Source organism: Rhizobium sp. SG2393 (assembly GCF_042610495.1).
In the GTDB taxonomy this organism is placed as follows: Bacteria; Pseudomonadota; Alphaproteobacteria; order Rhizobiales; family Rhizobiaceae; genus RU20A.
Genome location: NZ_JBHGAP010000005.1, coordinates 75,711 through 99,743, shown reverse-complemented (window position 1 = coordinate 99,743; position 24,033 = coordinate 75,711). Strand labels below are relative to the sequence as shown.

Annotated in this window: 23 protein-coding genes; 9 read left to right on the top strand and 14 right to left on the bottom strand. The window is 65.2% G+C overall.

All coding sequences use genetic code 11. The features are described 5' to 3' along the window. Positions 1-137: 137 nt before the first annotated feature. Entirely contained in the window at positions 138-599 is a 462-nt protein-coding gene (locus ACED18_RS13170; RefSeq protein ID WP_377292895.1) for a BA14K family protein, read from the top strand. Between the two features lie 473 nt (positions 600-1,072). Next, positions 1,073-1,324, top strand: a complete 252-nt coding sequence (locus tag ACED18_RS13165) for a PilZ domain-containing protein (RefSeq protein ID WP_377292893.1) — start codon at positions 1,073-1,075, stop codon at positions 1,322-1,324. An 8-nt stretch (positions 1,325-1,332) separates the two neighbouring features. On the opposite strand, the gene ACED18_RS13160 is transcribed toward ACED18_RS13165, so the two are convergent. Beyond that, positions 1,333-2,331, bottom strand: coding sequence for a transporter (locus tag ACED18_RS13160; protein WP_377292891.1), 999 nt, complete (start codon positions 2,329-2,331; stop codon positions 1,333-1,335). Positions 2,332-2,839: 508 nt separating this feature from the next. Here ACED18_RS13160 and ACED18_RS13155 point away from each other — a divergent pair. The 3 genes from ACED18_RS13155 to ACED18_RS13145 all read left to right on the top strand — a co-directional run bounded on the left by ACED18_RS13155 (position 2,840) and on the right by ACED18_RS13145 (position 6,645). Next, on the top strand, positions 2,840-4,621 hold the full coding sequence (locus tag ACED18_RS13155; protein ID WP_377292889.1) for an acyl-CoA dehydrogenase: 1,782 nt from the start codon (positions 2,840-2,842) through the stop codon (positions 4,619-4,621). Between the two features lie 28 nt (positions 4,622-4,649). After that, positions 4,650-5,402 carry a crotonase/enoyl-CoA hydratase family protein gene (locus ACED18_RS13150; protein ID WP_377292887.1) on the top strand — a complete coding sequence of 251 codons (753 nt, stop codon included), beginning with the start codon at positions 4,650-4,652 and terminating at the stop codon, positions 5,400-5,402. A 166-nt stretch (positions 5,403-5,568) separates the two neighbouring features. Further along, positions 5,569-6,645, top strand: a complete 1,077-nt coding sequence (locus tag ACED18_RS13145; RefSeq protein ID WP_377292885.1) for an alpha/beta hydrolase family esterase — start codon at positions 5,569-5,571, stop codon at positions 6,643-6,645. Between the two features lie 239 nt (positions 6,646-6,884). On the opposite strand, the gene ACED18_RS13140 is transcribed toward ACED18_RS13145, so the two are convergent. After that, positions 6,885-8,138, bottom strand: coding sequence for a class I SAM-dependent RNA methyltransferase (locus ACED18_RS13140; RefSeq protein WP_377292883.1), 1,254 nt, complete (start codon positions 8,136-8,138; stop codon positions 6,885-6,887). After that, positions 8,135-8,890: a TlyA family RNA methyltransferase gene (locus ACED18_RS13135; RefSeq protein WP_377292881.1), complete on the bottom strand. Its 756-nt coding sequence runs from the start codon at positions 8,888-8,890 to the stop codon at positions 8,135-8,137. Before ACED18_RS13135 ends, ACED18_RS13140 begins: the two co-directional genes overlap by 4 nt. A gap of 395 nt (positions 8,891-9,285) precedes the next feature. Between ACED18_RS13135 and ACED18_RS13130 the strand changes: the two genes are divergently transcribed. After that, positions 9,286-11,226 carry a methyl-accepting chemotaxis protein gene (locus tag ACED18_RS13130; protein ID WP_377292879.1) on the top strand — a complete coding sequence of 647 codons (1,941 nt, stop codon included), beginning with the start codon at positions 9,286-9,288 and terminating at the stop codon, positions 11,224-11,226. A gap of 146 nt (positions 11,227-11,372) precedes the next feature. Next, the gene (locus tag ACED18_RS13125; RefSeq protein ID WP_377292877.1) at positions 11,373-12,401 is read left to right on the top strand and encodes a DUF4424 domain-containing protein; all 1,029 of its coding nucleotides are present in this window, start codon (positions 11,373-11,375) and stop codon (positions 12,399-12,401) included. Positions 12,402-12,455: 54 nt separating this feature from the next. Here the strand turns inward: ACED18_RS13125 and dxs are convergent, their stop codons facing one another. From dxs to ACED18_RS13080, 9 genes are all read right to left on the bottom strand, one after another. Beyond that, the gene (dxs, locus tag ACED18_RS13120; RefSeq protein WP_377292875.1) at positions 12,456-14,411 is read right to left on the bottom strand and encodes a 1-deoxy-D-xylulose-5-phosphate synthase; all 1,956 of its coding nucleotides are present in this window, start codon (positions 14,409-14,411) and stop codon (positions 12,456-12,458) included. A gap of 165 nt (positions 14,412-14,576) precedes the next feature. Next, on the bottom strand, positions 14,577-15,500 hold the full coding sequence (locus ACED18_RS13115; protein WP_377292873.1) for a pirin family protein: 924 nt from the start codon (positions 15,498-15,500) through the stop codon (positions 14,577-14,579). Positions 15,501-15,566: 66 nt separating this feature from the next. Next, a complete protein-coding gene (locus ACED18_RS13110) occupies positions 15,567-15,911 on the bottom strand; it encodes a DUF86 domain-containing protein (protein ID WP_377292871.1) in 345 nt (114 codons plus the stop codon). A 16-nt stretch (positions 15,912-15,927) separates the two neighbouring features. Then, positions 15,928-16,239: a nucleotidyltransferase family protein gene (locus tag ACED18_RS13105; protein ID WP_377292869.1), complete on the bottom strand. Its 312-nt coding sequence runs from the start codon at positions 16,237-16,239 to the stop codon at positions 15,928-15,930. A gap of 31 nt (positions 16,240-16,270) precedes the next feature. After that, complete coding sequence (locus ACED18_RS13100; protein WP_377292867.1) at positions 16,271-16,510, bottom strand: exodeoxyribonuclease VII small subunit; 240 nt, start codon at positions 16,508-16,510, stop codon at positions 16,271-16,273. 2 nt (positions 16,511-16,512) lie between these two features. Then, positions 16,513-17,442, bottom strand: coding sequence for a histone deacetylase family protein (locus ACED18_RS13095; protein WP_377292865.1), 930 nt, complete (start codon positions 17,440-17,442; stop codon positions 16,513-16,515). A gap of 149 nt (positions 17,443-17,591) precedes the next feature. Beyond that, a complete protein-coding gene (locus ACED18_RS13090; protein WP_377292863.1) occupies positions 17,592-18,155 on the bottom strand; it encodes a biotin transporter BioY in 564 nt (187 codons plus the stop codon). A 117-nt stretch (positions 18,156-18,272) separates the two neighbouring features. Then, positions 18,273-18,899 (bottom strand): energy-coupling factor transporter transmembrane component T family protein, encoded by a 627-nt coding sequence (locus ACED18_RS13085; RefSeq protein ID WP_377292861.1) that lies wholly within the window; start codon positions 18,897-18,899, stop codon positions 18,273-18,275. Next, positions 18,893-19,573 carry an energy-coupling factor ABC transporter ATP-binding protein gene (locus tag ACED18_RS13080; protein ID WP_377292859.1) on the bottom strand — a complete coding sequence of 227 codons (681 nt, stop codon included), beginning with the start codon at positions 19,571-19,573 and terminating at the stop codon, positions 18,893-18,895. Before ACED18_RS13080 ends, ACED18_RS13085 begins: the two co-directional genes overlap by 7 nt. A gap of 120 nt (positions 19,574-19,693) precedes the next feature. On the opposite strand from ACED18_RS13080, the gene ACED18_RS13075 reads away from it, so the two are divergent. After that, positions 19,694-20,914 (top strand): winged helix-turn-helix domain-containing protein, encoded by a 1,221-nt coding sequence (locus tag ACED18_RS13075; RefSeq protein WP_377292857.1) that lies wholly within the window; start codon positions 19,694-19,696, stop codon positions 20,912-20,914. Positions 20,915-21,235: 321 nt separating this feature from the next. Beyond that, on the top strand, positions 21,236-23,227 hold the full coding sequence (locus ACED18_RS13070; RefSeq protein ID WP_377292855.1) for a methyl-accepting chemotaxis protein: 1,992 nt from the start codon (positions 21,236-21,238) through the stop codon (positions 23,225-23,227). Positions 23,228-23,333: 106 nt separating this feature from the next. Here the strand turns inward: ACED18_RS13070 and ACED18_RS13065 are convergent, their stop codons facing one another. Then, positions 23,334-23,747 (bottom strand): hypothetical protein, encoded by a 414-nt coding sequence (locus tag ACED18_RS13065; protein WP_377292853.1) that lies wholly within the window; start codon positions 23,745-23,747, stop codon positions 23,334-23,336. Then, complete coding sequence (locus tag ACED18_RS13060) at positions 23,744-23,992, bottom strand: BrnT family toxin (protein WP_377292851.1); 249 nt, start codon at positions 23,990-23,992, stop codon at positions 23,744-23,746. The genes ACED18_RS13065 and ACED18_RS13060 overlap by 4 nt, the downstream gene beginning before the upstream one ends. Between the last annotated feature and the right edge of the window lie 41 nt (positions 23,993-24,033).

Genomic DNA, 24,033 nt, shown 5'->3' with positions numbered 1-24,033 from the left:
CTTGCATCCTTGCGAATGACGCGTGGGCCGGCACGAAAATTCGCCGCTCGCGTTTCCGTGATGGACGACGAACGGAACATCGGGCCGAGCCGCGCGTTTCAGCGCCATCACAAGAAACACGTGCAGGGAGTGACATCATGCTCGCAGTGACCAAGAAGTGGATCGCAATGGCCGTGTCGGCCGTCGTCGTCGCGTCGGCCGCCGTGCCCGTCCAGGCAATGCCCATGAACGTGCCGGCCCCGGTGACGGCGTCGAGCGGCAGCCAGGACAATCTGGTGCAGCAGGTACAGTATGGCCGCGGCTACTATCTGCGCGGCGGTCGCCACTACTATAATGGCCACCGTGGCTATCGCGAATATCGCCGCGGCTACCGCCAGTATAACGGCTGGTGGTTCCCGCTCGGCGCCTTCGCGGCCGGCGCGATCATCGGCGGCGCCCTGAATGACGGTCGCCCGGTCTATCGCACCAACCGCCCGGTCCGAGTCGGCGGAAGCCATGTTGCCTGGTGCCAGAACCGCTACCGGTCCTACCGCGCCTATGACAACACCTTCCAGCCCTATAACGGCCCGCGTCAGCAGTGCTACTCGCCCTATAGCTGAGAGAGCGGCAACCGCAGAATGATCTGGAGAGAAGGGTCGGGACATTCCCGGCCCTTTTCGCATGTGCAAAACGCAACTGCATCAATTCGCACTGATTATTTAAGCGTCGTGTAATTTTTGAAGCTTATAGAAAAGCCAGTCCACAAGGCATGACGCCTTGCTTTCGATCCTCTATTGAAGCGACCGGCACCGGAGCGACGCCTGAACCCGAGGCTTCGCCCTTTGAACCTGCCCGTCGAGGCTCGCTGGCTGCGACAGGACACCTGTCCGCGCGGCTTGGATCATTCAGGAAACCGCGGATTTACATGCAGGCGCGCCCTCTGGCGCCCGCAGCCCTGCACCTGTGCCGTGTCTCACGAGAGCGGATCTTTCGCCTGACGTCAGAGCGTCGCGGAAGACGACGCGCCGCAGGCCGCCGCGTGGCGGATGATGGCGCCATCGTGCACGCCCGGCCTGCTGATTGGAGTGATGTGATGGGAGAGATCCCGAGAAGTTCTCCGCGCCGCCGCATGCTGAAAGGCGTGAAACTGGTCATGAACGGCGGCCATTCGACGATTGACGCCATCCTGCGCGACGTGTCCGGGACGGGCGCTCGCATCAGGGTCGAGAACACCATCTCCCTGCCGGAGACGCTGGAGATCATGTTCGAAGACCACTCGCGCCGGCCCTGCCGCATCGTGCGCCGGACCATCAACGAGATCGGCGTGGTCTTCACCGACCTCTGACGCTTTCGTCAGAGAATGCCGATGCGTCTGAGGATCAGCCAGGCAACGCCCATCGAACCCAGAATGATGCTGAAGGCAACCAGCGTGCCGTGCAGTGCGAGCTCGCCTGAAAACGGCATGCCGCCCGTGTTCATGCCGAAAAAGCCGGTGACCAGCGTCGGCGGCAGCAGGAAGGCCGTCATCAGCGAGAGGATGTAGAGATGCCGGTTGGTCTCGGCCGAGACCTGGCTGTCGATCTCTTCGTAGAGCAGGCGGGCCCGTTCCTGCAGGGCGAAAACGTCGCGATCCACGGCCTCCAGCCGGTCGGCCAGCCGTTCGGCGAGGTCGATGAAGCCGTCCGGCACCTCGTCCTCCTCGGCCGATGCCGCGCGGCGCAGCAGCGCCAGAACCGTGCGCAGATGGCGGTGCAGGCGAACGGCGGTGCGGCGCAGCGGCGCCAGGCCCGGCTCGTGCATGCCGCCGGTCTCGCCATAGACATGGTCCTCGATGGCGTTCAGCTCATGGGTCAGTTCCAGCACTAGCGCGATCAGCGTGCGCTGGAATTCGCCGACGATCATGCCGAACAGGTCGATCGGCCGCTGACAGCGCGCATTGCGCTCCACCACGGCCTTCACCCGGTCGATGCTGCGCAGCGGATGTAGCCGCGTCGTCACAATGATGCGGTCGGCAACGGCAAAATGCAGCCAGGCGATCGTCTTGGTCTCGGAATCGAAGGTCCGCTCGAAATCGACCAGCGTTCCATGCACCACGTCATTGTCATGGGCGATGGAGGCCTGCGTGTCGTTGCTGATGAGCGTGGCGCGAGCATCCGCCGAAAGGCCGGGAATACGCTCGATAAGCCCCGGCGTGCGCGCGTCGCTCAGCGCCATGTGCAGCCACACCCAGCCATCGCCGGGCAGCACGGCATCGAACGGCGCATCGACCGGAATGCGCTGGCAGCGGTTTTCTCCGGGAAAGAAGCGATAGCCCCAGACAAGGCCGGGAATTTCCTGGGAGATGAGGCTCATAGGGCCCTCCGGACGGCGTCGGTCTTCAGCCCGCGGGGGCGGTCCGGTTGTCGATCTACAGGCTTGCGCGACGGTTGAAAAGGGCAAAGGATGCAGTGCGGCAGAGAGCCTTGCTGGCGCAAGGGGAGGAGGGGGATCACCGATCCGCTCTGCCGAAAGCGGTGCCCGCGCCATGTGACACCGTGATGACGGTTCGGCGGCGGTCTGCGGCTGGGCGCGATGTGGGATTAAGTCCGGCAGGGCCGTGATCCGCCACCCGCCATCCGCGCTTACGTCACCTGTTTTCCACGCTCCGCCACCGCAATCCACCGGACCCATGCGATGCACCATTTGTCGCGTTGACGTTTACGTAAAAATCAATATTCTTCGCCCCACATGCGGCGTCGGGAAGCGCCGCGGCAGCCGCCTGGCCCGTGCCTGGCGCCAGCTGTCACAACATGGTTCGCGCGATGGCGGGCGGTGCGGCAGGAGGCCCGCCGAAAGCCGGCAGCGCCCGAGGAGGATCACGATGTACAAGGCCCCTGTTTCCGAAATCGCTTTTGCGCTGAAGCATGTCGCCGGCCTGTCCGCTGCGCTCGACGCCGGCCGCCTGGGCGATCTCAGCGAAGATCTGGTCGATGCCATTCTGGAAGAGGCCGGCCGCTACGCCACCGACGTGGTCGCCCCGCTCGGTCCCATCGGCGACAAGCAGGGCTCGCGCCTTGTCGATGGCGCGGTGGTGACGCCCGAGGGCTGGCGCGCCATGTATCGCGACTGGATCGCCGGTGGCTGGAACGGGCTTACGGCGCCGGAGGAATTCGGCGGCCAGGCCCTGCCGCACATGCTGCATGTGGCCGCGCTCGAAATGTGGAATTCCGGCTCCATGGCCTTCGCGCTGGGGCCTACCCTGACGATGGGCGCCGTCGAGGCGCTGGAAAAGCACGGCTCGGATGCCTTGAAGGCCGTCTACCTGCCGAAGATGGTCTCCGGCGAATGGACCGGCACCATGAACCTCACCGAACCCCATGCCGGCTCCGACCTCGGCGTGCTGAAGGCCCGCGCCGAGCGCGCTGGCGACGGCACCTACCGCATCTTCGGCCAGAAGATCTTCATCACCTGGGGCGAACACGATTTCACCGACAACATCGTCCACCTCGTCCTCGCCCGCCTGCCGGATGCGCCGGCCGGCACGCGCGGCATTTCGCTCTTCCTCGTGCCGAAGTTCCTCGTCAATGAGGACGGCTCGCTCGGCGCGCGCAACGATCTCTTCTGCCATTCGGTGGAGCACAAGCTCGGCATCCATGCCTCGCCCACCTGCACCATGATCTATGGCGACGGCCGCTTCGGCGACGAAAAGGGCGCCATCGGCTATCTCATCGGCGAGGAAAACCGCGGTCTCAACTGCATGTTCACGATGATGAACAATGCCCGCCTCGCCGTCGCCATGCAGGGGGTCGCCATCGCCGAGGCCGCCACGCAGAAAGCGATCGCCTATGCCCGCGAGCGCACGCAGGGTAAAGCCCCGGGCTGGACCGGTAGTGGCATGAGCCCGATCATCGAGCATCCCGATATTGCCCGCACGCTGCTGACCATGAAGGCGCTGACGCAGGGCTCGCGCGCCATTGCCTATGCCTGCGCCCATGCGGTCGACATGGCCCATGCGACTGAAGGCGAGGAAAGCCGCCACTGGCAGGAGCGCTCCAGCCTGCTCACGCCCATTGCCAAGTCGTTTGCCACCGATGCCGGTGTCGATGTGGCCTCGCTCGGCGTGCAGGTGCATGGCGGCATGGGCTTCATCGAGGAGACCGGCGCGGCCCGCCTGCTGCGCGACGCCCGCATCGCCCCGATCTATGAGGGCACCAACGGCATCCAGGCCATCGACCTCGTCACCCGCAAGCTGCCCCTGTCGGAGGGCAGCCAGGTAAAGGGCTACATCGCCGAACTCGGCGAGATCGCCGATGCCGTCGCCGCTTCCAACCGCCCGGCCTTCGGCGAGACGGCCGGCCGTCTCAAGGCAGCCATTGCGGATCTCGCTGAGACCACCGACTGGCTGCTTGCCCGTCTGGCAGCGGGTGAAACCGCGACCGCTCTGGCCGGCGCCACGCCCTACCAGCGCCTTTTCGGCCTTGTGCTGACAGGCGCCTATCTCGCCCGCGCCGGCCTGATCGATGCCGGTGACGGTGCGGCCGAAGCCCGCGTTGCGCTCGCCCGCTTCACGGCGGAAAACCTGCTGGCCGAGACGGCGGCGCTGAAGGACCGCGTCATTGCCGGTGCTGAAAGCCTTCAAGCCGCCCGCCTGGCACTTGCCTGACCTGAAACCGAAAGAGCCGATCAGAACCATGACCGATCACGTCATCATCGAGCGTCCCGAAGCCCATCCCGGCGTTCAGGTCATCCGCTTCAACCGCCCGGAAAAGAAGAACGCCATCACCCGCGCCATGTACGCGGCCATGACGGCAGCGCTTGCGGCCGCAAACACCGATCCGGCCGTGCGCGTCACCGCCTTTCTCGGCACCGAGGGCTGCTTCTCCGCCGGCAACGACATGGCCGATTTCCTGGCCTTTGCCATGGGCGGCAGCATGGGCACGGAGGTCATCGACTTCCTGAAGGCGCTGGCGACCCATGAAAAGCCGCTGGTCTCCGGCGTCGATGGCCTCGCCATCGGCATCGGCACCACCATCCACCTTCATTGCGACCAGACGATTGCGTCGGACCGCAGCCAGTTCCGCACCCCCTTCGTGGATCTCGCTCTGGTGCCGGAGGCCGCGTCCAGCCTCATCGTGCCGCAGGTGATGGGCCACCAGCGCGCTTTCGCGCTGCTGGCTGCCGGCGACGCCTTTTCGGCGGCGGAAGCGCGCGAGGCCGGGCTGATCCGCGCCGTCGTCGCCCCCGCCGAGGTGGAGACCGCAACGCTTTCGCTCGCCGACCGTCTGGCCGCCAAGCCACCGGAAGCCCTCGCCATTGCCCGCAAGCTGCTGCGCGGCGAGCAGTCCGCCGTGCTGGCGCGCATCGAGGTCGAGGCGAAATTCTTCGCCGAGCGGCTGCAGAGTGCTGAAGCCCGCGCCGCCTTCGAAGCCTTCATGCGCCGGTGATGATAGGACGGCAGGATGGCCTGCGCCATGCGCATGGCTGCTGCGCTGCGGGATCTCCGCCTTGTCCGCGCCTGCTTTGGAGCCATATAGTGGTCACGCGCGGAGTTCGGTCGGGAGGGCCGGGGGAGGGGCGTCTCACGCAGTCTCGAAAAGGGCCCGCCGCATCATGCCGCCAAGCAGTTTCCGCAAGTCCATGTCGCGCCTCCTCAAGCAGCAGAAGCGCTGGGAAAAGGGCCTGACGCGCATGGCTCGAGCCTCGCGCGCCGTCATCGCCTTCCAGGCCGACACGCTCGCGGCCTTTTCCCGCCCCGTGCCGCCGCCCAGGCTGACGGAGATCACCGGTTTCGGCACCAATCCCGGCGGCCTGAAAATGTTTGCCTATGTGCCGCCGGCCCTGCCGCGCCATGCGCCGCTCGTCGTCGTCCTGCATGGCTGCCGGCAGAATGCCGAGGTCTATGAGCGCGGCGCCGGCTGGACCCATCTCGCCCGCGAGCGCGGCTTTGCCGTGCTCTATGCCGAGCAGCGCCGCGCCAACAATCCCAATGTCTGCTTCAACTGGTTCCGCCCGTCCAACGTCACGCGCGATCGCGGCGAGGCGGGCTCGATCCGGCAGATGATCACGCGCATGGTCGCGCTCCACAAGCTCGACCGCCGCCGCATCTTCATCACCGGGCTCTCGGCCGGTGGCGCCATGACGGCCGCGATGCTGGCCGCCTATCCCGAACTCTTCGCCGGCGCCGGCATCATCGCCGGCCTGCCCTTCGGCGCCGCCCGCGATGTTTCCCGCGCGCTCGACGCCATGGCCGAGCCGCCGCAGCGCACGGCACGGGAATGGGGCGACCTCGTGCGCAAGGCGACGGACAAGCCGCTGCCGAAGCGCCTGCCCGCCGTCTCCATCTGGCACGGGACCGAGGACAGAACCGTCGCCTTCGCCAATGCCGAAGCGCTCGCCGCCCAGTGGCTCGACGTTCACGGGCTGCCGCCGGAAGGCGGGCGAACGGAGAAGGTGGATGGCCACCAGCGCACCGTCTGGACGGACATGAGGGGCGAGCCTCGCGTCAGCCTCTACCGCATCGAGGGCATGGACCACGGCACGCCGCTGAAAGCCGGCACCGGCCCCCGCGCCCGCGAAATCGCCGGCGACTACATGCTCGATGCCGGCATCTCCTCCACCCGCCATCTGGCCGATGCATGGGGCCTGAAGAAGCCAACCCTTGCCGCCGTGCTACAGCCGGGGCGGTGAGGGGGCAGCCCTGCTTTCCGTCACAAATTCTATTGTGAAGGCGCAGCGGCCAACGTCCGGAACGGTGATCCCACCACCTAACGTCATCCTCGGGCTTGACCCGAGGATCCACGCCGCAAGCTCTCAGGTTGCCGTATGGATGCTCGGGTCAAGCCCGAGCATGACGAAGGTTGCGGAAGGCGTCGCCGCAAGGTGGCCGGCTTGCCCCCTCTCGACTCCTCCGCACTTTGGCAACCCCATCACCCCTTCGTCAGCGTCGCAACCGCTTCCACATGGGTGCTCCACAGAAACTGGTCGATCGGCGTCACCGTCTGCACCCGGTAGCCGCCGGCCGTGAGGATGGCGAGGTCGCGGGCAAGCGTCGCGGGGTTGCAGGAAACGGCGACGATGGTCTTCACCGTGCTGCGGGCGATCTCGCGGCACTGGGCTTCGGCCCCGGCGCGCGGCGGGTCGAAGACCAGCGCGTCATAGGCCTTGAGTTCGGCGGTCATCAGCGGCCGGCGGAAGAGGTCGCGGCGCTCGACGCTGACGGGCTTCAGCCCCTGCGTGGCGCGAGCCGCCGCATCCAGCGCCTTCACCGCCTTCTCGTCCCCTTCCACCGCATGCACGCGGGCCTGCCGCGCGATCCGCAGCGCAAACGTGCCCATGCCGGCAAAGAGATCGGCGACCCGCTTGGCCTTGCCGAGATGGGCGAGAACCAGCTTCACCATCTCCTCCTCGGCGCGCGCGCTCGCCTGCGCGAAGGGGGCCGGCGGCGGCACGACGGAAACGCCGCCGAAATCCACCGTCGGCTTGCGCGGCTCCACGAGAATCTCGCCGTCGATGACGACGCGGGCCACGTCCGGCGCCTTCAGAACCGCGTCCACCGCCTGCCGGCGCTGCGCCTCCGACAGCTTGCGCTGGCCCTCGAAGGAAAGGTCGAGGCCGGTCAGCGTGTCGAGCACGGTCACCTTGAAGGTCTCGCTGCCGGTCGCAACGGCGGCGGCGATGCGCCGGATGACGGGAAGGCGCGCCACCAGCGAGGGCAGCGCGACGGGACAATCGTCGATATCGACCAGCGTGTGGCTGCCCATGCTGTTGAAGCCGAGCACGAGCCCCTTTTCGGTCCGCCGACAGCTGAGCACCAGCCGCCGCCGCTCGCCGGGCGCGGCCGTCACCAGCGGCGCGACGGTCACGGCCGGCGTGAGGCCGGAAAGCGCGTCCGTCACCGTGCGCTGCTTGAACGCCTCGTAGACCGGGGCCGCCACATGCTGCAGCGTGCAGCCGCCGCAGGCTCCGCCCGGCGCATCCGGACCGAAATGCCGGCAGGCCGGCGCGATGCGGTCGGGCGAGGGCGTCTTTAGCGCCATCAGCGTGCCATCCGTGCCGTTGATCGCCGCCGTCACCACATCGCCAGGTGCGGTGAAGGGCACGAAGACCGGCCCTTTCGGGCCGGTTGCCACGCCATCGCCCTTCGGGGCAAGTGCTGTGATCTCAAGCGTTTCCGCGCTCATGGCTTTCGTCCTGCCAGAAGAAATTCCACATTGCCGTCGCCGCCCGCAATCGGCGAGGGGATGAGGCCGAGGCTTTCCCAACCCATCTCGTCAACCAGCCAGCGCTCCAGCCCGGCCGCGACATCCGGTGCCGAGGCCGGATCTTTCAGCAGTCCGCCCTTGCCGATCGCCTCGCGGCCGGCCTCGAACTGCGGCTTGACGAGCAGCGCGCAACGGGCGCCCGGCTCGGCGAATTCGAGCGCCGGCGGCAGCGCCAGCCGGATGGAGATGAAGGAGACGTCGGAGACGACGAAGGTGATGGCGCGCTCGCCGATATCCTCCCGCTCCATGGCCCGCGCATTCAGCCCTTCCAGCGAGGTGACGCGCGGATCTTCGGCGATCGAGGGATGCATCTGCCCATGGCCGACATCGACGGCCGTGACATGTGCCGCGCCCCGCGACAGCAGCACCTGCGTGAAGCCGCCGGTGGAGGCGCCGATGTCGAGGCAGTCGCAGCCGGCCGGATCGAGCCCGAACCCGTCCAGCGCCGCGATCAGCTTGAGCGCCGCGCGCGAGACGTAATCCTTCGCCGGATCGGCCGTGGAAAGGTCCGCCTCGGGCGAAACGGTCGTGCCGGGCTTGGAGACGATCGTCCCATCGACGCGGACGGTGCCGCGCAGGATCGCATCGCGCGCCCGCGAGCGACTGGTGGCGAGGCCGCGATCGACGAGAAGCTGGTCGAGGCGAACCTGAAAATTTTTTGCAGAGGTCATGGCCTTCTCATGCCGCCTCACGCGTGCGCATGCAAGCGGCTTGTTGCGCGATCGGCGGTCGCAACCGGGGCCGCCGCCGGTTTCCGGCGCTCTTGAATTGCAATTTTCTCCTACAGGTTTATCTAATGAAGTAATCGCCAGGAATGTGCAGCGCAATATAGTATAGATGCGAAATAACGAATATCAATTTCAGGATCACCAAATCTGGTAAAGGACTTTACATATTCTTGGTTGGTGAATGTAATTTTTATATTACATTAATGAAGTCTGGCTAACCATAAGCTCCGAAAATGCAGGGTGTTCGCTGTGCAGCGCGACAGCCTGCCTGTCCTCGATCATGATGATCATCCCACAGTATTTGCAGAATTCCTGAACAACCCGTTCGGAGGAGCTTTATGTCACGTCCCTCGATCAAGACATCTTTGATTATGGTCTTTTCCCTGATCGGCCTGACTGTCGCCGGTTTCACTGCCATCTCGCTGCGCGCTGCCTCCTCCATCCAGGCGTCGTCCGAGGAGATCGCAAGAAACTGGCTGCCGAGCGTCATCGCGAGCCAGGATTTCGAACGCAGTCTGCTCAGCCTCCGGGTCTCCTATCTGGGCCATATCGCCGCCAGCCAGACGGCTGACATCGCCGCCGCCGACAAGGTGGTCGAGGGCGCCAAGAAGGACCTCGCCGAGAAGATCGCCGCTTATGAACCGCTCGTGACGTCCACGCGCGAAAGCGAACTGCTCGACCAGATCAAGACGGGCGTGAAGGCCTACCTCGACATCGGCGAGGTGATGCTGGATCTGTCGCGCGACAATTTCGACCTCAAGGCCGGCGAAAAAGCCGCCGACATGCGCAAGATCGCCGAGGGCATTCTGACTGCGTCCCACGCGCTCATCGCGTTCAACAAGGAAGGTGCGGCGGCTGCCGTTGCCGCCGGTGCCGCAGCCAAGCACATGGCGATGCTGCAGATCATGGGCATCGTCGCCTTTGTCGCGCTGGTGATCGTCGCCGGTACGTTCTTTGCCTTCTTCGGCATTGCCCGCCCGATCGGAAACATCACCTCTGCGATGCGCCGTCTGGCCGAGGGCGATACCGACAGCGCCGTGCCCTATGCGGGTCGCGCCGACGAGATCGGTGCAATGGCCGGTGCCGTCGAAGTCTTCCGCCAGGCTGCGATCGCCAATCGCAAGCTGGAGAAGGACGCTGAAGCCGCCCGCCATGCCGCCGAGGCCGACCGTGTCCGCCTGCAACAGGAAGCCGAAGCGTCCGCCCAGGCCCGCCTGCAACAGGCGACCGCCGGCCTTGCTGCGGGCCTGCGCCGTCTGGCCGATGGCGACCTGTCCTTCCAGCTCGATGAACCCTTCGCACCCGATTTCGAGCAGCTGCGCCATGACCTGAACGCCGCCGTCGGCCAGCTCGGCCAGACGCTGCGCGCCGTCGCCCATGCCACCGGCTCCATCGATGGCAATGCCCGCGAAATCAGCCAGGGCGCCGAAGACCTGTCGAAGCGCACCGAGCAGCAGGCCGCCTCGCTGGAGGAAACCGCCGCCGCGCTGGACGAGATCACCGTCAACGTTGCCAACTCCTCCAGGCGCAGCGAAGAGGCCCGCGCGGTCGCGACCCGTGCCAACGAGACGGCAGCCCAGTCGGGCAAGGTGGTTGCCAATGCCGTCGATGCCATGCAGCGCATCGAGCATTCCTCCAACCAGATCTCCAACATCATCGGCGTCATCGATGAGATCGCCTTCCAGACCAATCTGCTGGCGCTGAACGCCGGCGTCGAGGCCGCCCGTGCCGGCGAGGCCGGCAAGGGCTTCGCCGTCGTCGCCCAGGAAGTGCGCGAACTCGCCCAGCGCTCTGCCCAGGCCGCCAAGGAGATCAAGGAGCTGATCCGCAACTCCGCCGTCGAGGTGGAGAGCGGCGTGAAGCTGGTGCGCGACACCGGCACGGTGCTGACCACCATCGAAGGCTACATCGTCACCATCAACCAGCACATGGAGGCGATCGCTACCTCGGCCCGCGAGCAGTCCACCGGCCTTGCCGAGGTCAACACCGCCGTCAACCAGATGGACCAGGTGACCCAGCAGAATGCCGCCATGGTGGAGGAGACCAACGCCGCCTCCGCCACGCTCGCCAACGAGGCGAACCGCCTCCAGCAGCTCATCGGTCAGTTCAGCCTCGGCATGGGAAGCCCCGGCGAGGCAGCCGCCGGCCTGCGCCGCATGGCCGCCACCATGGCCGAACCGGCTCGCACGACGCCCGCCCGCGCACCGGCCGCCCGTGCGCAGCGCGGTGCCGCCCAAGCCGCAACGGCCACCAAGACAGATGACTGGCAGGAATTCTGAGGCGGTCGCAAACCTCGCCCGAAGGCCTTTCCATACACGAACCCGGCGCAGCGATGTGCCGGGTTTCTTGCGCCCAGCGAAGGCGCTTGGCGCGCGGGCGGGCATCTGGCACAACGGGGGAGAATGATCGCGAAGGGGGGCGTTCGATGCTGAAGAGGTGGACGGGTGGTTTGATCGCGGCCGGGCTTGCAACCGCGCTCGGGACAACGGTGGCGGGCGCCAACGACACGCTTGCCGAACTTCACACCGGCGGCCTTGTCTTCATGCGCTCGGATGCGGTGGAGATGGCCAAGGAAGACCTCTACATCTCCCCGACCGAGATCCGCGTCGACTACGTCTATCGCAACACGACGGACAAGGATGTCGACAGCATCGTCGCTTTCCCCATGCCTGATATCCAGGGCTCGATGGAGGGCGACTTCAACGTCGACAATCTCGACAAGGACAATTTCCTGAACTTCACCACCACCCAGGACGGTGCGCCGATCAAGGCGGATCTCCAGCAGCACGCCACGGTCTTCGGCATCGATGTCACCGCCGATCTCAAGGCGGCCGGCATTCCGCTGATGCCCTATGGAGAGACCACATCGGCGGCACTGCTGAAAGTGCCGGCCGACACCATTGCCGACTGGGTCGCCCGCGGCATCGTGATGAAGAACGAGTGGGATGATGGTAATGGCGTGATGAAGAGCGAGGTGGTGCCCACCTGGAAGCTATCGTCGGTCTACTACTGGCGCACGCGCTTCCCGGCCGGCAAGACCGTGACCGTCAACCACCGCTACACGCCAAGCCTCGGCGGCACCGCCGGCATCAGCTTCCTCGACGACGGCAAGGCGACGCCGGACGCAACCGCCGAATACCGCCGCAAATACTGCATGGACAAGGATTTCATCGCGCTCGGCGCCGATCTCTTCCGCAAGGCGAGCGAGGACAACCAGCCATACTACACCGAGACCTGGATCTCCTACATCCTGACGACAGGGTCCAACTGGTACGGCCCCATCAAGGACTTCACCCTCACCGTCGACAAGGGGGACAAGAAGAACTACGTCAGCTTCTGCGGAGAAAACATCAAGAAGATCGGCGAAACGACCTTCCAGATGAAGGCCACCGACTTCTACCCGCAGGAAGAACTGAACGTCCTTATCCTGCAGTATAACGATCCGATCCAGTGAGACGGTGCGCGAGATGACGCCTTAAGGCGCCACGGGCACGCCGAAAGCTCTCCCTTACGCCGAAGCCCCGATCGTCAGCGCCTTTTGTCCGAGCGCCTTGAAGACGGTCGAGACGATGCCGGCACGGTCGAGGCCGGCGCGGGCATACATGGCGGCGGGGCTGGCCTGTTCGGTCCATTCGTCAGGCAACGCCATGGGGCGCACCTTCAACCCGTTGTCGATCAGCCCTTCCGTGGCGAGGAAGGTCAGCACGTGACTGCCGAAGCCGCCGACGGAGCCTTCCTCGATGGTGACCAGCACCTCGTGGTGGCGGGCGAGCTGGCGGATGAGGTCGTGGTCGAGCGGCTTGGCGAAGCGGGCATCGGCAACCGTGGTGGAAAGACCGGCGGCATCGAGGTCTTCCGCCGCCGCCAGACAATCCGCAAGCCGCGTGCCGAAGGAAAGCAGCGCCACTTTCGAGCCCTGCTTGACGACGCGGCCCTTGCCGATGGCAAGGATCTCGCCGCGTTCCGGCAGCTCGACGCCCACGCCTTCGCCGCGCGGATAACGGAAGGAAATCGGGCCATCGTCATAGGCGGCTGCCGTGCGCACCATGTGCTTCAACTCCGCCTCGTCGGCCGCCGCCATGACGACGAATCCGGGCAGGCAGGCGAGGAAGGCGGTGTCGAAGGAGCCGGCATGGGTCGGGCCATCGGCCCCCACGAAACCGGCACGGTCGATGGGAAAGCGGACCGGCAGGCCCTGCAGCGCCACATCATGCACCACCTGGTCGTAGCCGCGCTGCAGGAAGGTGGAATAGATCGCGCAGAACGGCTTGTAGCCCTCCGTCGCGAGCCCCGCCGCAAAGGTCACCGCGTGCTGCTCGGCAATGCCCACATCGAAGGTGCGGGAGGGAAAGACATCGGCCAGCTTGTCGAGCCCCGTGCCGGACGGCATGGCGGCGGTGACGCCGACGATCTTCTCGTCGAAGCCGGCTTCCTGCACCAGCGCATCGGCAAAGACGCTCGTATAGGCCGGGGCGTTCGGCTTGGCTTTCGCCTGAGCGCCGGTGATGACGTCGAATTTGTTGACGCCGTGATACTTGTCGGCCGCCGCTTCGGCCGGCGCATAGCCCTTGCCCTTCTGCGTGACGACATGGATCAGCACCGGGCCCTTGGCATTGTCGCGCACATTGCGCAGCACCGGCAGCAGATGCTCGAAGGAGTGCCCGTCGATCGGCCCGATATGGTAGAAGCCAAGCTCCTCGAACATGGTGCCGCCGGTCACATAGCCGCGCGCATGCTCAACCGCGCGGGTGATTGCCCGGTCCACCGTCTTGCCGAGATAGGCCGTCAGTTTCTTGCCGATCTCGCGGAAGCCCATATAGGTCCGGCCGGAGGCAAGCCGCGCCAGATAGGCGCTCATGGCGCCTGTCGGCGGGGCGATCGACATGTCGTTGTCGTTGAGGATGACGATGAGGCGCGCGTCCAGCGCACCGGCATTGTTCAGCGCCTCATAGGCCATGCCGGCCGACATGGCGCCGTCGCCGATCACCGCGATCACATTCTTCGGCTCGCCGGAAAGCTCGCCCGCCACCGCCATGCCGAGACCGGCGGAAATCGAGGTGGAGGAATGCGCCGCGCCGAAGGGATCGTAGGGGCTCTCGGCACGCCGCGTGAAACCGGAAAGCCCGCCCTCCTGGCGCAACGTGCGGATCCGGTCGCGCCGGCCTGTGAGGATCTTGTGCGGATAACACTGGTGGCCGACATCGAAGATCAGCTTGTCCTTCGGCGTATCGAACACCTTGTGGATCGCGATCGTCAGTTCCACGACGCCGAGCCCGGCGCCCAGATGCCCGCCGGTGCGCGAGACGGCGTCGATCATCTCGGCGCGCACTTCCTCGGCCAGTTGCGGCAGATCCTTGTCCTCGACCTTCTTCAAGTCTTCGGGCAGATGCACCCGGTCGAGCAGGGGCGTGGAAGGGGCCTGAGGGGCGCGCTGATCCGTCACTTCGAAACCTTTGTCATTCATGGCGCGCCGGCAATCGCCGCGCACCGTAAAAGGGGCCTTCCTCAAACCGGAGCGGGCCGACTTTTGCAATCATGAACAGGAATTTAGTTGCTCCGATGGCGAATGGAAACGCCTTGGTCGCAATCTTCTTGGCTCAGCGACAAGAATTCCGGTCTTTTCTGGGGTTTAACCGGCCGGCAGCGGCACGAATTCTTCCTCGTCGCCGGGAACGATGTCGAATCGCCCAGTGCGCCACTCGTTTTTCGCCTGTTCTATGCGTTCCTTCGAAGACGAGACGAAATTCCACCAGATGAACCGCTGCGAACGCATCGCCGCGCCGCCGAACAGCATGACATGGCAGCCCTCCGGTCCCGCCTTCAGCGTGATCGCATCGCCCGGACGGAAGACCAGAAGCTGGTTCGGCTGAAAGACATCGCCGGCGACATCGAGCGTGCCGGAAAGAATGTAGAGCGCGCGCTCCTCCCAGTCGGCGGCAAGCGGCGCGCTCTTTCCCGGCGCGAGCGTCAGATCGGCATAAAGCGTATCGGAAAACACAGGCACCGGCGCGGTTGCGCCCTCATAGGTGCCGAGCACCACGCGCACGTCCACGCCCCGGTCCGAAAGGAAGGGCAGGGCGTCACATTGCGTATGGGAAAAGACCGGGTCGATCTCCTCCTTCTCGTCCGGCAGCGCCAGCCAGGTCTGGAGCCCGGAGAGCGAATGCGGTCGCCCGCGCAGGTTTTCCGGCGAGCGTTCCGAATGCACGATGCCGCGCCCGGCCGTCATCAGGTTCACGTCGCCGGGGCGGATCACCATCTCGGTGCCGAGACTGTCGCGATGCTTGATCTCGCCGTCGAAGAGATAGGTGACGGTCGACAGCCCGATATGCGGATGCGGCTTCACATCCAACGCCTCGCCCGCCCGGATCAGCGCCGGCCCCATCCGGTCGAAAAAGATGAACGGCCCCACCAGCCGCCGCTTCGCCGTCGGCAAAGCCCGCCGGACCTCGAAGCCGCCAATATCGCTCGTGCGCGGAATGATCAGCTGCGACAGCGCCTCACAGGAAAAGCGATCGCCGACTTCGGGGTCTGGGCCGGGAAAGAAAGACATGGGGGCTCCTGTCGGGGGGCGGTGCGCTTCTAGCGAAGCCGAGCTTGGATGGCAGACGACATCCGTCTAAACGACCGAGATCCGCTCCTGATCCTCGGAAAACCGGCTCAAGAATGCGACGATATCCCGCTTGAGGCCGGGTAGGCGCTGTGTCGCGATCAACCAGTTCATGCTCTCTGTTATCGTATCGTAGTCATGGCGCAGCCGGTTGCCGATGGCACGAATGGCGATCCAGTCGTGATCGGGAAAATACGTTGCTGCATCTGGCCCGATCTTCACGGCCGCTTCCGAAATGCGGCTCAGGCACCGTTCGACAGCGTCGATTACCATCTGTGAGCGCAGAAAAGCTGTTTCGTCCAAACCTTCGATATGACTTTCGATGCGTTCGATGTTCTCTACGATATCGCGCATGCGGACGAGCGGACGATCAGAAGGCAACGATACGGTCCTTCTCAATGTTGGCCCGTACGTGTGCCTTGCGTAAGGGCTCCGCCACGACATCCACCTTCTTGGCACCGGTGATGTGCGCAATCTTCTCCGTGAGAATTTCGAGAGCGCTGTAATACCCGAAGCCGGATGCCAAAACCGGCGGCGTCAGCGTCACGAGAATGTCCAGGTCGGAGTCAGGGCCATTTTCGCGTCTCGCGACAGACCCGAAAACAGAAAGATGCTGCGCGCCCGCAGCTTCAAGCTCGCTGCGGTGCTCTTTAAGCTCGGCAATGATGCGCTCTCTGTTCATGGCTAGATTTTATCACGGTAGGTGCGCCCCGTCACGCCCCGTCGAGCGGCTCCGTCCCGGCGGGCTTGCCGGCGCGGTCGAGGCGGATTTTCTCGATGCGGTCTTCGGCGGCCTTCAAGAGCGCCTCGCAATGCTTCTTCAGCGCTTCGCCGCGCTCGTAGATCTCGATGGAGCGGTCGAGCGCCACGTCGCCGCGTTCGAGCGCGGAGACGATCTGTTCCAGCTCCTCGACGGCCTTTTCGAAGCTCAGTGTCTTGACGTCGGCGGCCATGCTCATCCCCTCATCAGGCGTTCAATATGGAGCCCGGCGGATTCGGCGAGCCCTTCGAGGTCGTAGCCGCCTTCCAGCAGGCTGACCAGTCGGTTGTTGGCGCTGCGGTCCGCCACTTCCAGCAGCTTGCCCGTCGCCCAGTCGAAATCCTCGCCCGTCAGGTTGATCTGCGCCAGCGGATCGCGGTGGTGTGCGTCGAAGCCGGCGGAGATCAGCACGAGGTCGGGGCGGAAATTGTCGAGCGCCGTCAGCACACGGTCGCGGAAGGCCTCGCGGAAATGGTCGCTGCCGTCGTTGGGCGAAAGCGGCGCATTGACGATCGTGCCGTGGGCTCCAGTCTCATCCTTCGCCCCGCTGCCGGGGTAAAGCGGCATCTGGTGGGTCGAGCAGAACAGCACGGAAGGATCGTCCCAGAAGATGTCCTGCGTCCCGTTGCCGTGGTGCACGTCCCAGTCGACGATCGCGACGCGCTCCACGCCATGGGCCTGCCGGGCATGCCGGGCGGCAATGGCGACATTGTTGAAGAAGCAGAAGCCCATGGCCTTGGTCTTCTCGGCGTGGTGGCCGGGCGGGCGCGAGGCGACGAACACATTGTCGGCCTTGCCGGAAAACACGTCGTCGACGGCCGCAATCGCCCCGCCGATGCCGGTCAGCGCGGCCTGCAGGCTGGCGGGGCTCGCATGGGTGTCGGCCTCGAAATGGTTGATGCCCTCTTCGGGGATGACGCGCATCACGGCGCGCAGATGTTCTTCCGGATGGGCAAGCAGCACGTAATCCTCGTTGGCCTGCGGAGCTTCCTTGCGCACGAGCCGCGCGAAACGCTGGTGCTCCAGCGCAAGGTTCAGTGCCTTCAGCCGGTCCGGCCGCTCCGGATGCCCCTCGGGCACCTTGTGCTCGAGAAAAACGGGATGTTCGTAGAGAACCGTCGTCATGGACCCAATCTCCTGAAGCCGGAGGCAGTGTCTGGCGCCGGCTCCACGGTTTTAGGGCGGCGACCGTGTCGCGTCCATGAAGGGCGGCAAAAGAGCCGCGCTTTTCAACAGCCGCGACGGTGCATCCGCCGCGGCCGGAAGGCGTGCCGTCAGGCCCGGCGCGGCAGCATCGGGTAGCCGGCGAGAACGGCGCGGGCGGCAAGCGTTGCGATCGCCGCCTTCACCAGGTCGCCCGGAATGAAGGCGAGGTTGCCGTAAAGTGCTGCGCCGATCGGCGTGCCCGTGACGAAGGACAGCCACGGAATGCCGCAGGCATAGACCACGCCGATGCCGCCGACGAGCGAGGCGACGGCGAAGCCCGCAAACTGCTTCGCTTCGCTCGCCCCGTTGCCCACCATCCGCTCGGCGATGAGGCCGGTCACGAAGGCGCCGATGATCCAGCCGAAAATGTAGCCGGCCGTCGGGCCGGAGAGAATGGCAAGACCGCCATGACCGCCCGCCAGCACCGGAAGCCCGATGGCAACCATCAGCACCAGCAGCGCAAACGACGCCGCGCCGCGCTTGGCCCCGATGATGCAGCCCGCCAGCATGACCCCCATCGACTGCGCCGTGATCGGCACCGGAATGAAGCCGAGCGTGATCGGCGGCATGAGGCCGAGCACGATGACGATGGCGGTAAAGAGCGCCACGAGCACGATGTCCCTGGTGGTCATAGGAGGTCTCCTTCTGTCTGGTCACCGGCCTCCGCAGGCGCGGCGTGCAGGCGTGTTACACAATCACGCATGCTTGATTATCGCAATTTCCTCGCAGCACAAGCCGTAACCGCAGGGCTACGGGGCGCCTATCCGCCCCTTTCCCCGCCGCAGTCCCCGCGCGTCGATCGCCGCCGCGATGGCATCGGCGTCCTTCAGCGTCAGGATGATCAGCGGTCCGAGCAGGGTGGACCATTTGGGTTTCAGCCCGCGCGCCAGATGCGCCTCGCGGATCGCGCCGTAGCGGTTGAAGATGTCGGGAACGAAGCGCAGCACGAGGCCGAGCGCCAGCGCGACGTCTTCGGCCCGCAACAGGCCCAGCCGCTCGATCGGGCGAAGCAGCCGGGTGATCTCTTCCATGAAGGCCGCGATCGTCGTCGTGGCGGTCACGGTGGCGGCGAGCAGCACGAGCATGAGCAGCCGCAGAGCCACGACCAGCACGTCGAGCGCCGGCTGCAGCAGCAGGTTGACGGCAGCAAGGATGGCGATGGTGACAAGCACTGGGCGCAGCCGGCCAAGCGCCGTCCGCAGCGGCAGTCCGAGCGTGAAATAGAGGAGCGCCGCGACCGCAAGCCCGCCGCCGAGCAGCAGCGGCGATTGGGTCAGAAAGCCAAAAACGCCGGCAAGCAGCAGGATCGCGAGCTTCGGCCGCGTCGAAAGCCGGTGAAAGAGACTGTTGCCCTCCACATGCAGGCTCGTCAGCACGCGGCGATCTCCCGGTAGCGGGTGATGCTCGCGGCAGGCTTGCCGTCATAAACGAGGCGGCCGCCGTCGAAGAGCAGCACGCGATCGTAATCCACGAGAAGATCGAGGTCGTGCGCGACAGTGATGACCGTCTGCGGAAGGCGCGCGACAGCCTCCATGACCTGACGGCGGTTGCGCAGGTCGAGCTGGTTGGTCGGCTCGTCCAGAATGAGGATGCCGGCACCCGTCACCAGCACGCTGGCCATGGCCACGAGCTGCGTCTCGCCGCCGGAAAGTTCGTGCACCCGCCGCCGCGCCAGATCGGAAATGCCGAGGCTGGAAAGCATCGCGTCCACGCGCTCCGCGATCTCCGCCTTCGAGAGGCCGCGCCCCGTGAGGCCGAAGGCGATGTCTTCGGCAACGCCGGGCATGATCAGCTGGTTCTGCGGGTTCTGGAACACGAAGGCGACACGGCCGAGCACGGCATCGGCATCCTTCACCGTATCCAGACCATCCACCGTCACGCAGCCCGTGGTGGGCTTCACGAGCCCGTTGATCAGCTTGGCGAAGGTCGTCTTGCCGGAGCCGTTGAGGCCGATCACGCCGATGCGCCTTTCGGTCAGCGACAGCGTCAGTGGCTGAAGCGCCGGGCGTCCCTCGAAGCTGACGCCTGCCGCGTCGAAGCGGATATCCACCGATGAAGTCTCCCCGCGCAATCCCGTCTCTGCGCCCGCTCTATACTGACCTTTGCGCCCTTTGCGAAGCGGCGGGCAGATGTGTCTTGAACAAAAGAAGAACACGCCTATGCTTCATCCATGCCGACTCGTCTCTCGCTCCCCGATGCCCGTCTCGTCTTCCTGAACCGGCAGGGCCTGGCTGCCCCGCCGAACCGGGCGCTTGGCAAGGCGGGCCTGCTGCGGCTCATCGACGATCTCGGCTTCGTGCAGGTCGATAGCATCCAGTGGGTCGAGCGCGCGCATCACCAGATTCTCTTTGCCCGCAACCAGACCTATCGGCCCGCCGATCTGAAGGCGCTGCTGGAAGAGGACGGCGCGCTCTTCGAGCACTGGACGCATGATGCCTCGATCATTCCCTGCCGCTTCTTCAAATACTGGAAGCATCGTTTCCGCTGGGAGGAGGAGACGATTGTCGCCCGCTGGCAGCGCTGGCGTGGCGAGGGCTTCCACGAAAGCTTCGAGGAAACCTATGCCCGCATCCGCGAGGGCGGGCGCGTCCTGTCGCGGGATCTCAAGACCGACGACCATGCCTCGGGCGGCTGGTGGAACTGGCATCCCTCCAAGACGGCGCTGGAAAGCCTGTGGCGCATGGGCAGGCTGGCGATTGCCGGCCGCGAGAATTTCCAGAAGATCTACGACCTCACCGAACGCGTCATTCCCGCCCATCACTACGAGGAAGAGGTCAGCCGCGCCGATTTCATCGACTGGTGCTGCCGCGCCGCGCTGGAACGTCTGGGCTTTGCCACGCCGGGCGAGATCGCCGCCTTCTTCGATCTCGTGACCCCGGAGGAGGCGAAGGCCTGGCTGATGGAAAACCGCGATCGGCTGGAGGAGGTCCTGATAGATCCCGGTGACGGAAGCCGTCCGCGTGCGTGCCATGCACTTGCCGGCTTCGCCGACAGCCTGTCGGGCCTGGAAACGCCACCCGCCCGCATCCGGGTGCTGAGCCCCTTCGACCCGCTGATCCGCGACCGCAACCGCGCACACCGCCTTTTCAGCTTCCACTATCGCATCGAGGTCTTCGTGCCCGAGCCGAAGCGTGTCTATGGCTACTATGTCTTTCCCTTGCTCGAAGGCGACCGCCTGATCGGCCGCATCGACATGAAGGCCAACCGCCGTGCCGGCAGCCTCGATGTGCGCCGCTTCTGGCTGGAGCCCGGCCTGCGGGCAAGCGCCGGCCGGATGGAGCGGCTGGAGGCCGAGCTGGTCCGGCAGGCACGCTTTGCCGGTCTTCAATCCGTTGCCTGGCCTGATGACGCGCGTGCCCCGGCGCCGGCCATCTCCCTCCCGCCTGTCTGACGTCGTCTGCGAGGCTTGTCCGTGGACCGACGGCTGGCCGACATCGGCGCCGGACTCCCGCTATAAACCCTTGTTTACTCTGCATTTACCTTGTCGCCCTTCTGTGCCGAAACAGGACGGAGGGAAACTTGTCAGCCGAGAAACACGCCTAGTTATTGCCGCAACGAGCACATCCGACGATGGATTCAGGCAGGATTGGGGCAGCCTTTAGCAAAGCATTAAGCTTGCCAGTCTAGCTATATGAATGAAATCGTTTTTTCAAATCAACGTAGAGATCGCCTTTTGTAAGAGCGAAGTCCCCAAGGCTAAAGCGGAGCCACAATGCGCAACCTTCCCATCAACGCAAAGATCCTCGTCATTCTCGGCGGCTTCGCCACCTTCGCAGGAGGGGCAGCCTTCTACGCGTCCTCAACGATGAGGACAGTCGATCAGCGCTACTCTGATCTGATTTCGCACGAAATGCAGGCCAATGTCTCGCTGGCCAAGGCCAACCGCGCCCTGCAGCTCGCCCGCGCCTCGATGGCGGACATCATCATGCTGCGCGACCCCGACGCGATCGCTGTCGCTGACAAGGAGCTTGCACGCTCCAGGGATGATTTCTCGCGTCTGATGAACGAAGCGATCGTCGCCTTGCCGGACGCCGCACCGTTGAAGGAATTCCTGCAGGAAGGCACCGCCATTCTCGATACGGCCTGCACCAATGCGGTGGCCGCCGGCCGCGCCACGCGCAATGCCGAACAGGTCCTTGCCGCGACGGATCTGTTCGCGAAGGAATGCCAGCCCGGCTTTCCGGCTCTCAGCGACAAGATCCGCACCTTCGCGAACGAACTTCTGAAGCAGGCGAATGACAAGAGCGCCGATCTGACAAGTGATGTGAACGCCATGACCTCGGGGCTGCTGTTAGGCATGCTGGGCGTCACGCTGCTGGTGCTCCTCGGTGCCTACCTGGCAGTGCGGACCTGGCTGACCCGTCCGATCAACGCCCTGCGCGAAACCATGGGTACGCTGGCCAAGGGTGACTACGCCGTCACGGTTCAGGAACTCGACCGCCGTGACGAGATCGGGCAGATGGCTGCGACCGTCGAAGTCTTCAAGCGCAACGGGCTGGAAGGTCTCGCCCTTCAGAAACAGACGGAAGAGATGCGCGGTGAAGCCGAGCGCAAGCGGCTTGCCGATCAGGAGCGCACCGAGCGTGAAGCCCAGGAGCTGCGCGTGGCCGCCGAAGCGCTGGGCGACAGCCTGCAGCGTCTGGCCGCCGGCGACCTGACCTGCCGGATCGAGACGCGGTTCGCCGAGGTCTATGAAAGCCTGCGCGGGAATTTCAATGCCACCGTCGAGCAGCTGTCGCGCACCGTCGGTGCGGTCAACGCGGCCGTTCTCAGCATGGAAGGCGGCACGCGCGAAATCGCTGTCGGCGCCGAGGATCTGTCCAAGCGCACCGAGCAGCAGGCCGCATCGCTTGAAGAAACCGCAGCCGCCATGGAGCAGATCACCTCGAACGTCACCCAGTCGAGCAAGCTGACCGGCGAAGCCCGGGCGGTCGCCGAGCAGGCAAGCAGCAGCGCCACCAATTCGGTGCGTGTTGTCGCCGAGGCGGAAAATGCCATGCAGCGCATCGAGGAAAGCTCGCAGCAGATCGCCAACATCATCAGCGTCATCGATGAGATCGCCTTCCAGACCAACCTTCTGGCGCTCAATGCCGGCGTCGAGGCCGCGCGTGCCGGGGATGCCGGGAAGGGCTTCGCGGTCGTCGCCCAGGAAGTGCGCGAACTCGCCCAGCGCTCCGCCAGCGCCTCCAAGGAAATCCGCAGCCTGATCCAGAACTCGACGGCAGAGGTCGACAACGGCGTCAAGCTGGTGCGCGACACCGGCGCCGCACTGAAGATGATCGTGGATCATATCGCCCACATCAACAAGCACATGCACACCATCGCCACCTCCGCCCAGGAGCAGGCGACCGGCCTGTCGCAGGTCAACGTCGCCGTCAACCAGATGGACCAGGCGACCCAGCAGAACGCCGCCATGGTCGAGGAAACCACGGCGGCTGCCTCCAACCTCGCCATGGAAGCCGCCCGTCTCAAGGATCTCGTCAGCCAGTTCGTGCTGGAAGGCTCTGCAACCGGCTCCGTCACGGCCCTGCGCCACACCGCCCAGGCCATGGCGACAGCCACCGCGCCCCGCCGCCAGCCGACGTTGGCCCAGCCCGCGTCCCTCAAGACAACGCCCGCCCAGCCCGCACGCCGCGCGCCGGCCCGCACGGCATCTGCCACTGCAGCCGCTGCCGCAGCCGACAACGACTGGCAGGAGTTCTGATCTTCGTGCCGGCGCCCCCCGCCGGCCGGTTTAGCACGTACGGAACCAAAACGCCGATCCGGGGAACCGGATCGGCGTTTTGGTTTGAAGAAGGTTCAATGACGGGTCAGCCAGCCTTTTCCAGCAGCTCGACCATTTTTTCGCGCCAGTCCGGGTCTTGCTGCCAGCGCTGGAGCACGGACCGGGGCAGTCGGAGGGTGATCGCTTCCTCCGGATCGTCAGCGGCATTCCCGTGTGGCCGTTTCCACATGGGATGATCTGCTGCCCGCAGGGCGGACAGCGAAACGGCGGATGCCACCTCATCGCTTGTCAGCGGACGCTCGATGGAAGGATCGGGGCCAATCAACGTGCCCGTCGCTGTTTCAACCCACCACCCGTCCGCATCCTGATGGACGCCACCTCGGGCGATCAGCGCTTTCATCTCACGGTCGTATACCATCCAGCGGCGAAGCATCTCTGCCGCATCGTCTGCACTCTCGCCGAGATCTTTCGTGATGAAGGATGGCCATTGTCTCGTCATAGCCTGCTCCTCTCTGCTGTGCTTGCTCGCCGCATCGAGATGATCGATATCGCTTCTGCGCCAAGCGGCCTGAAGATGACCGCGATGACAGCCACCTCTTCAAGACGTCCGATCGCCATAAATCTCTGGTCACGGGTCAATTCGATCCGCGCCGCTTCGAAGAAGTCGATCGTCAATGCGCCGAAGTCAAAACCGTGCTTGGCGAGGTTGGCCTGGCGTTTCGGTTCGTCCCACAAAATCTTCATGCAGAGCTTAGCAGATCGGTCAACAGGGGCCAACCGCAACG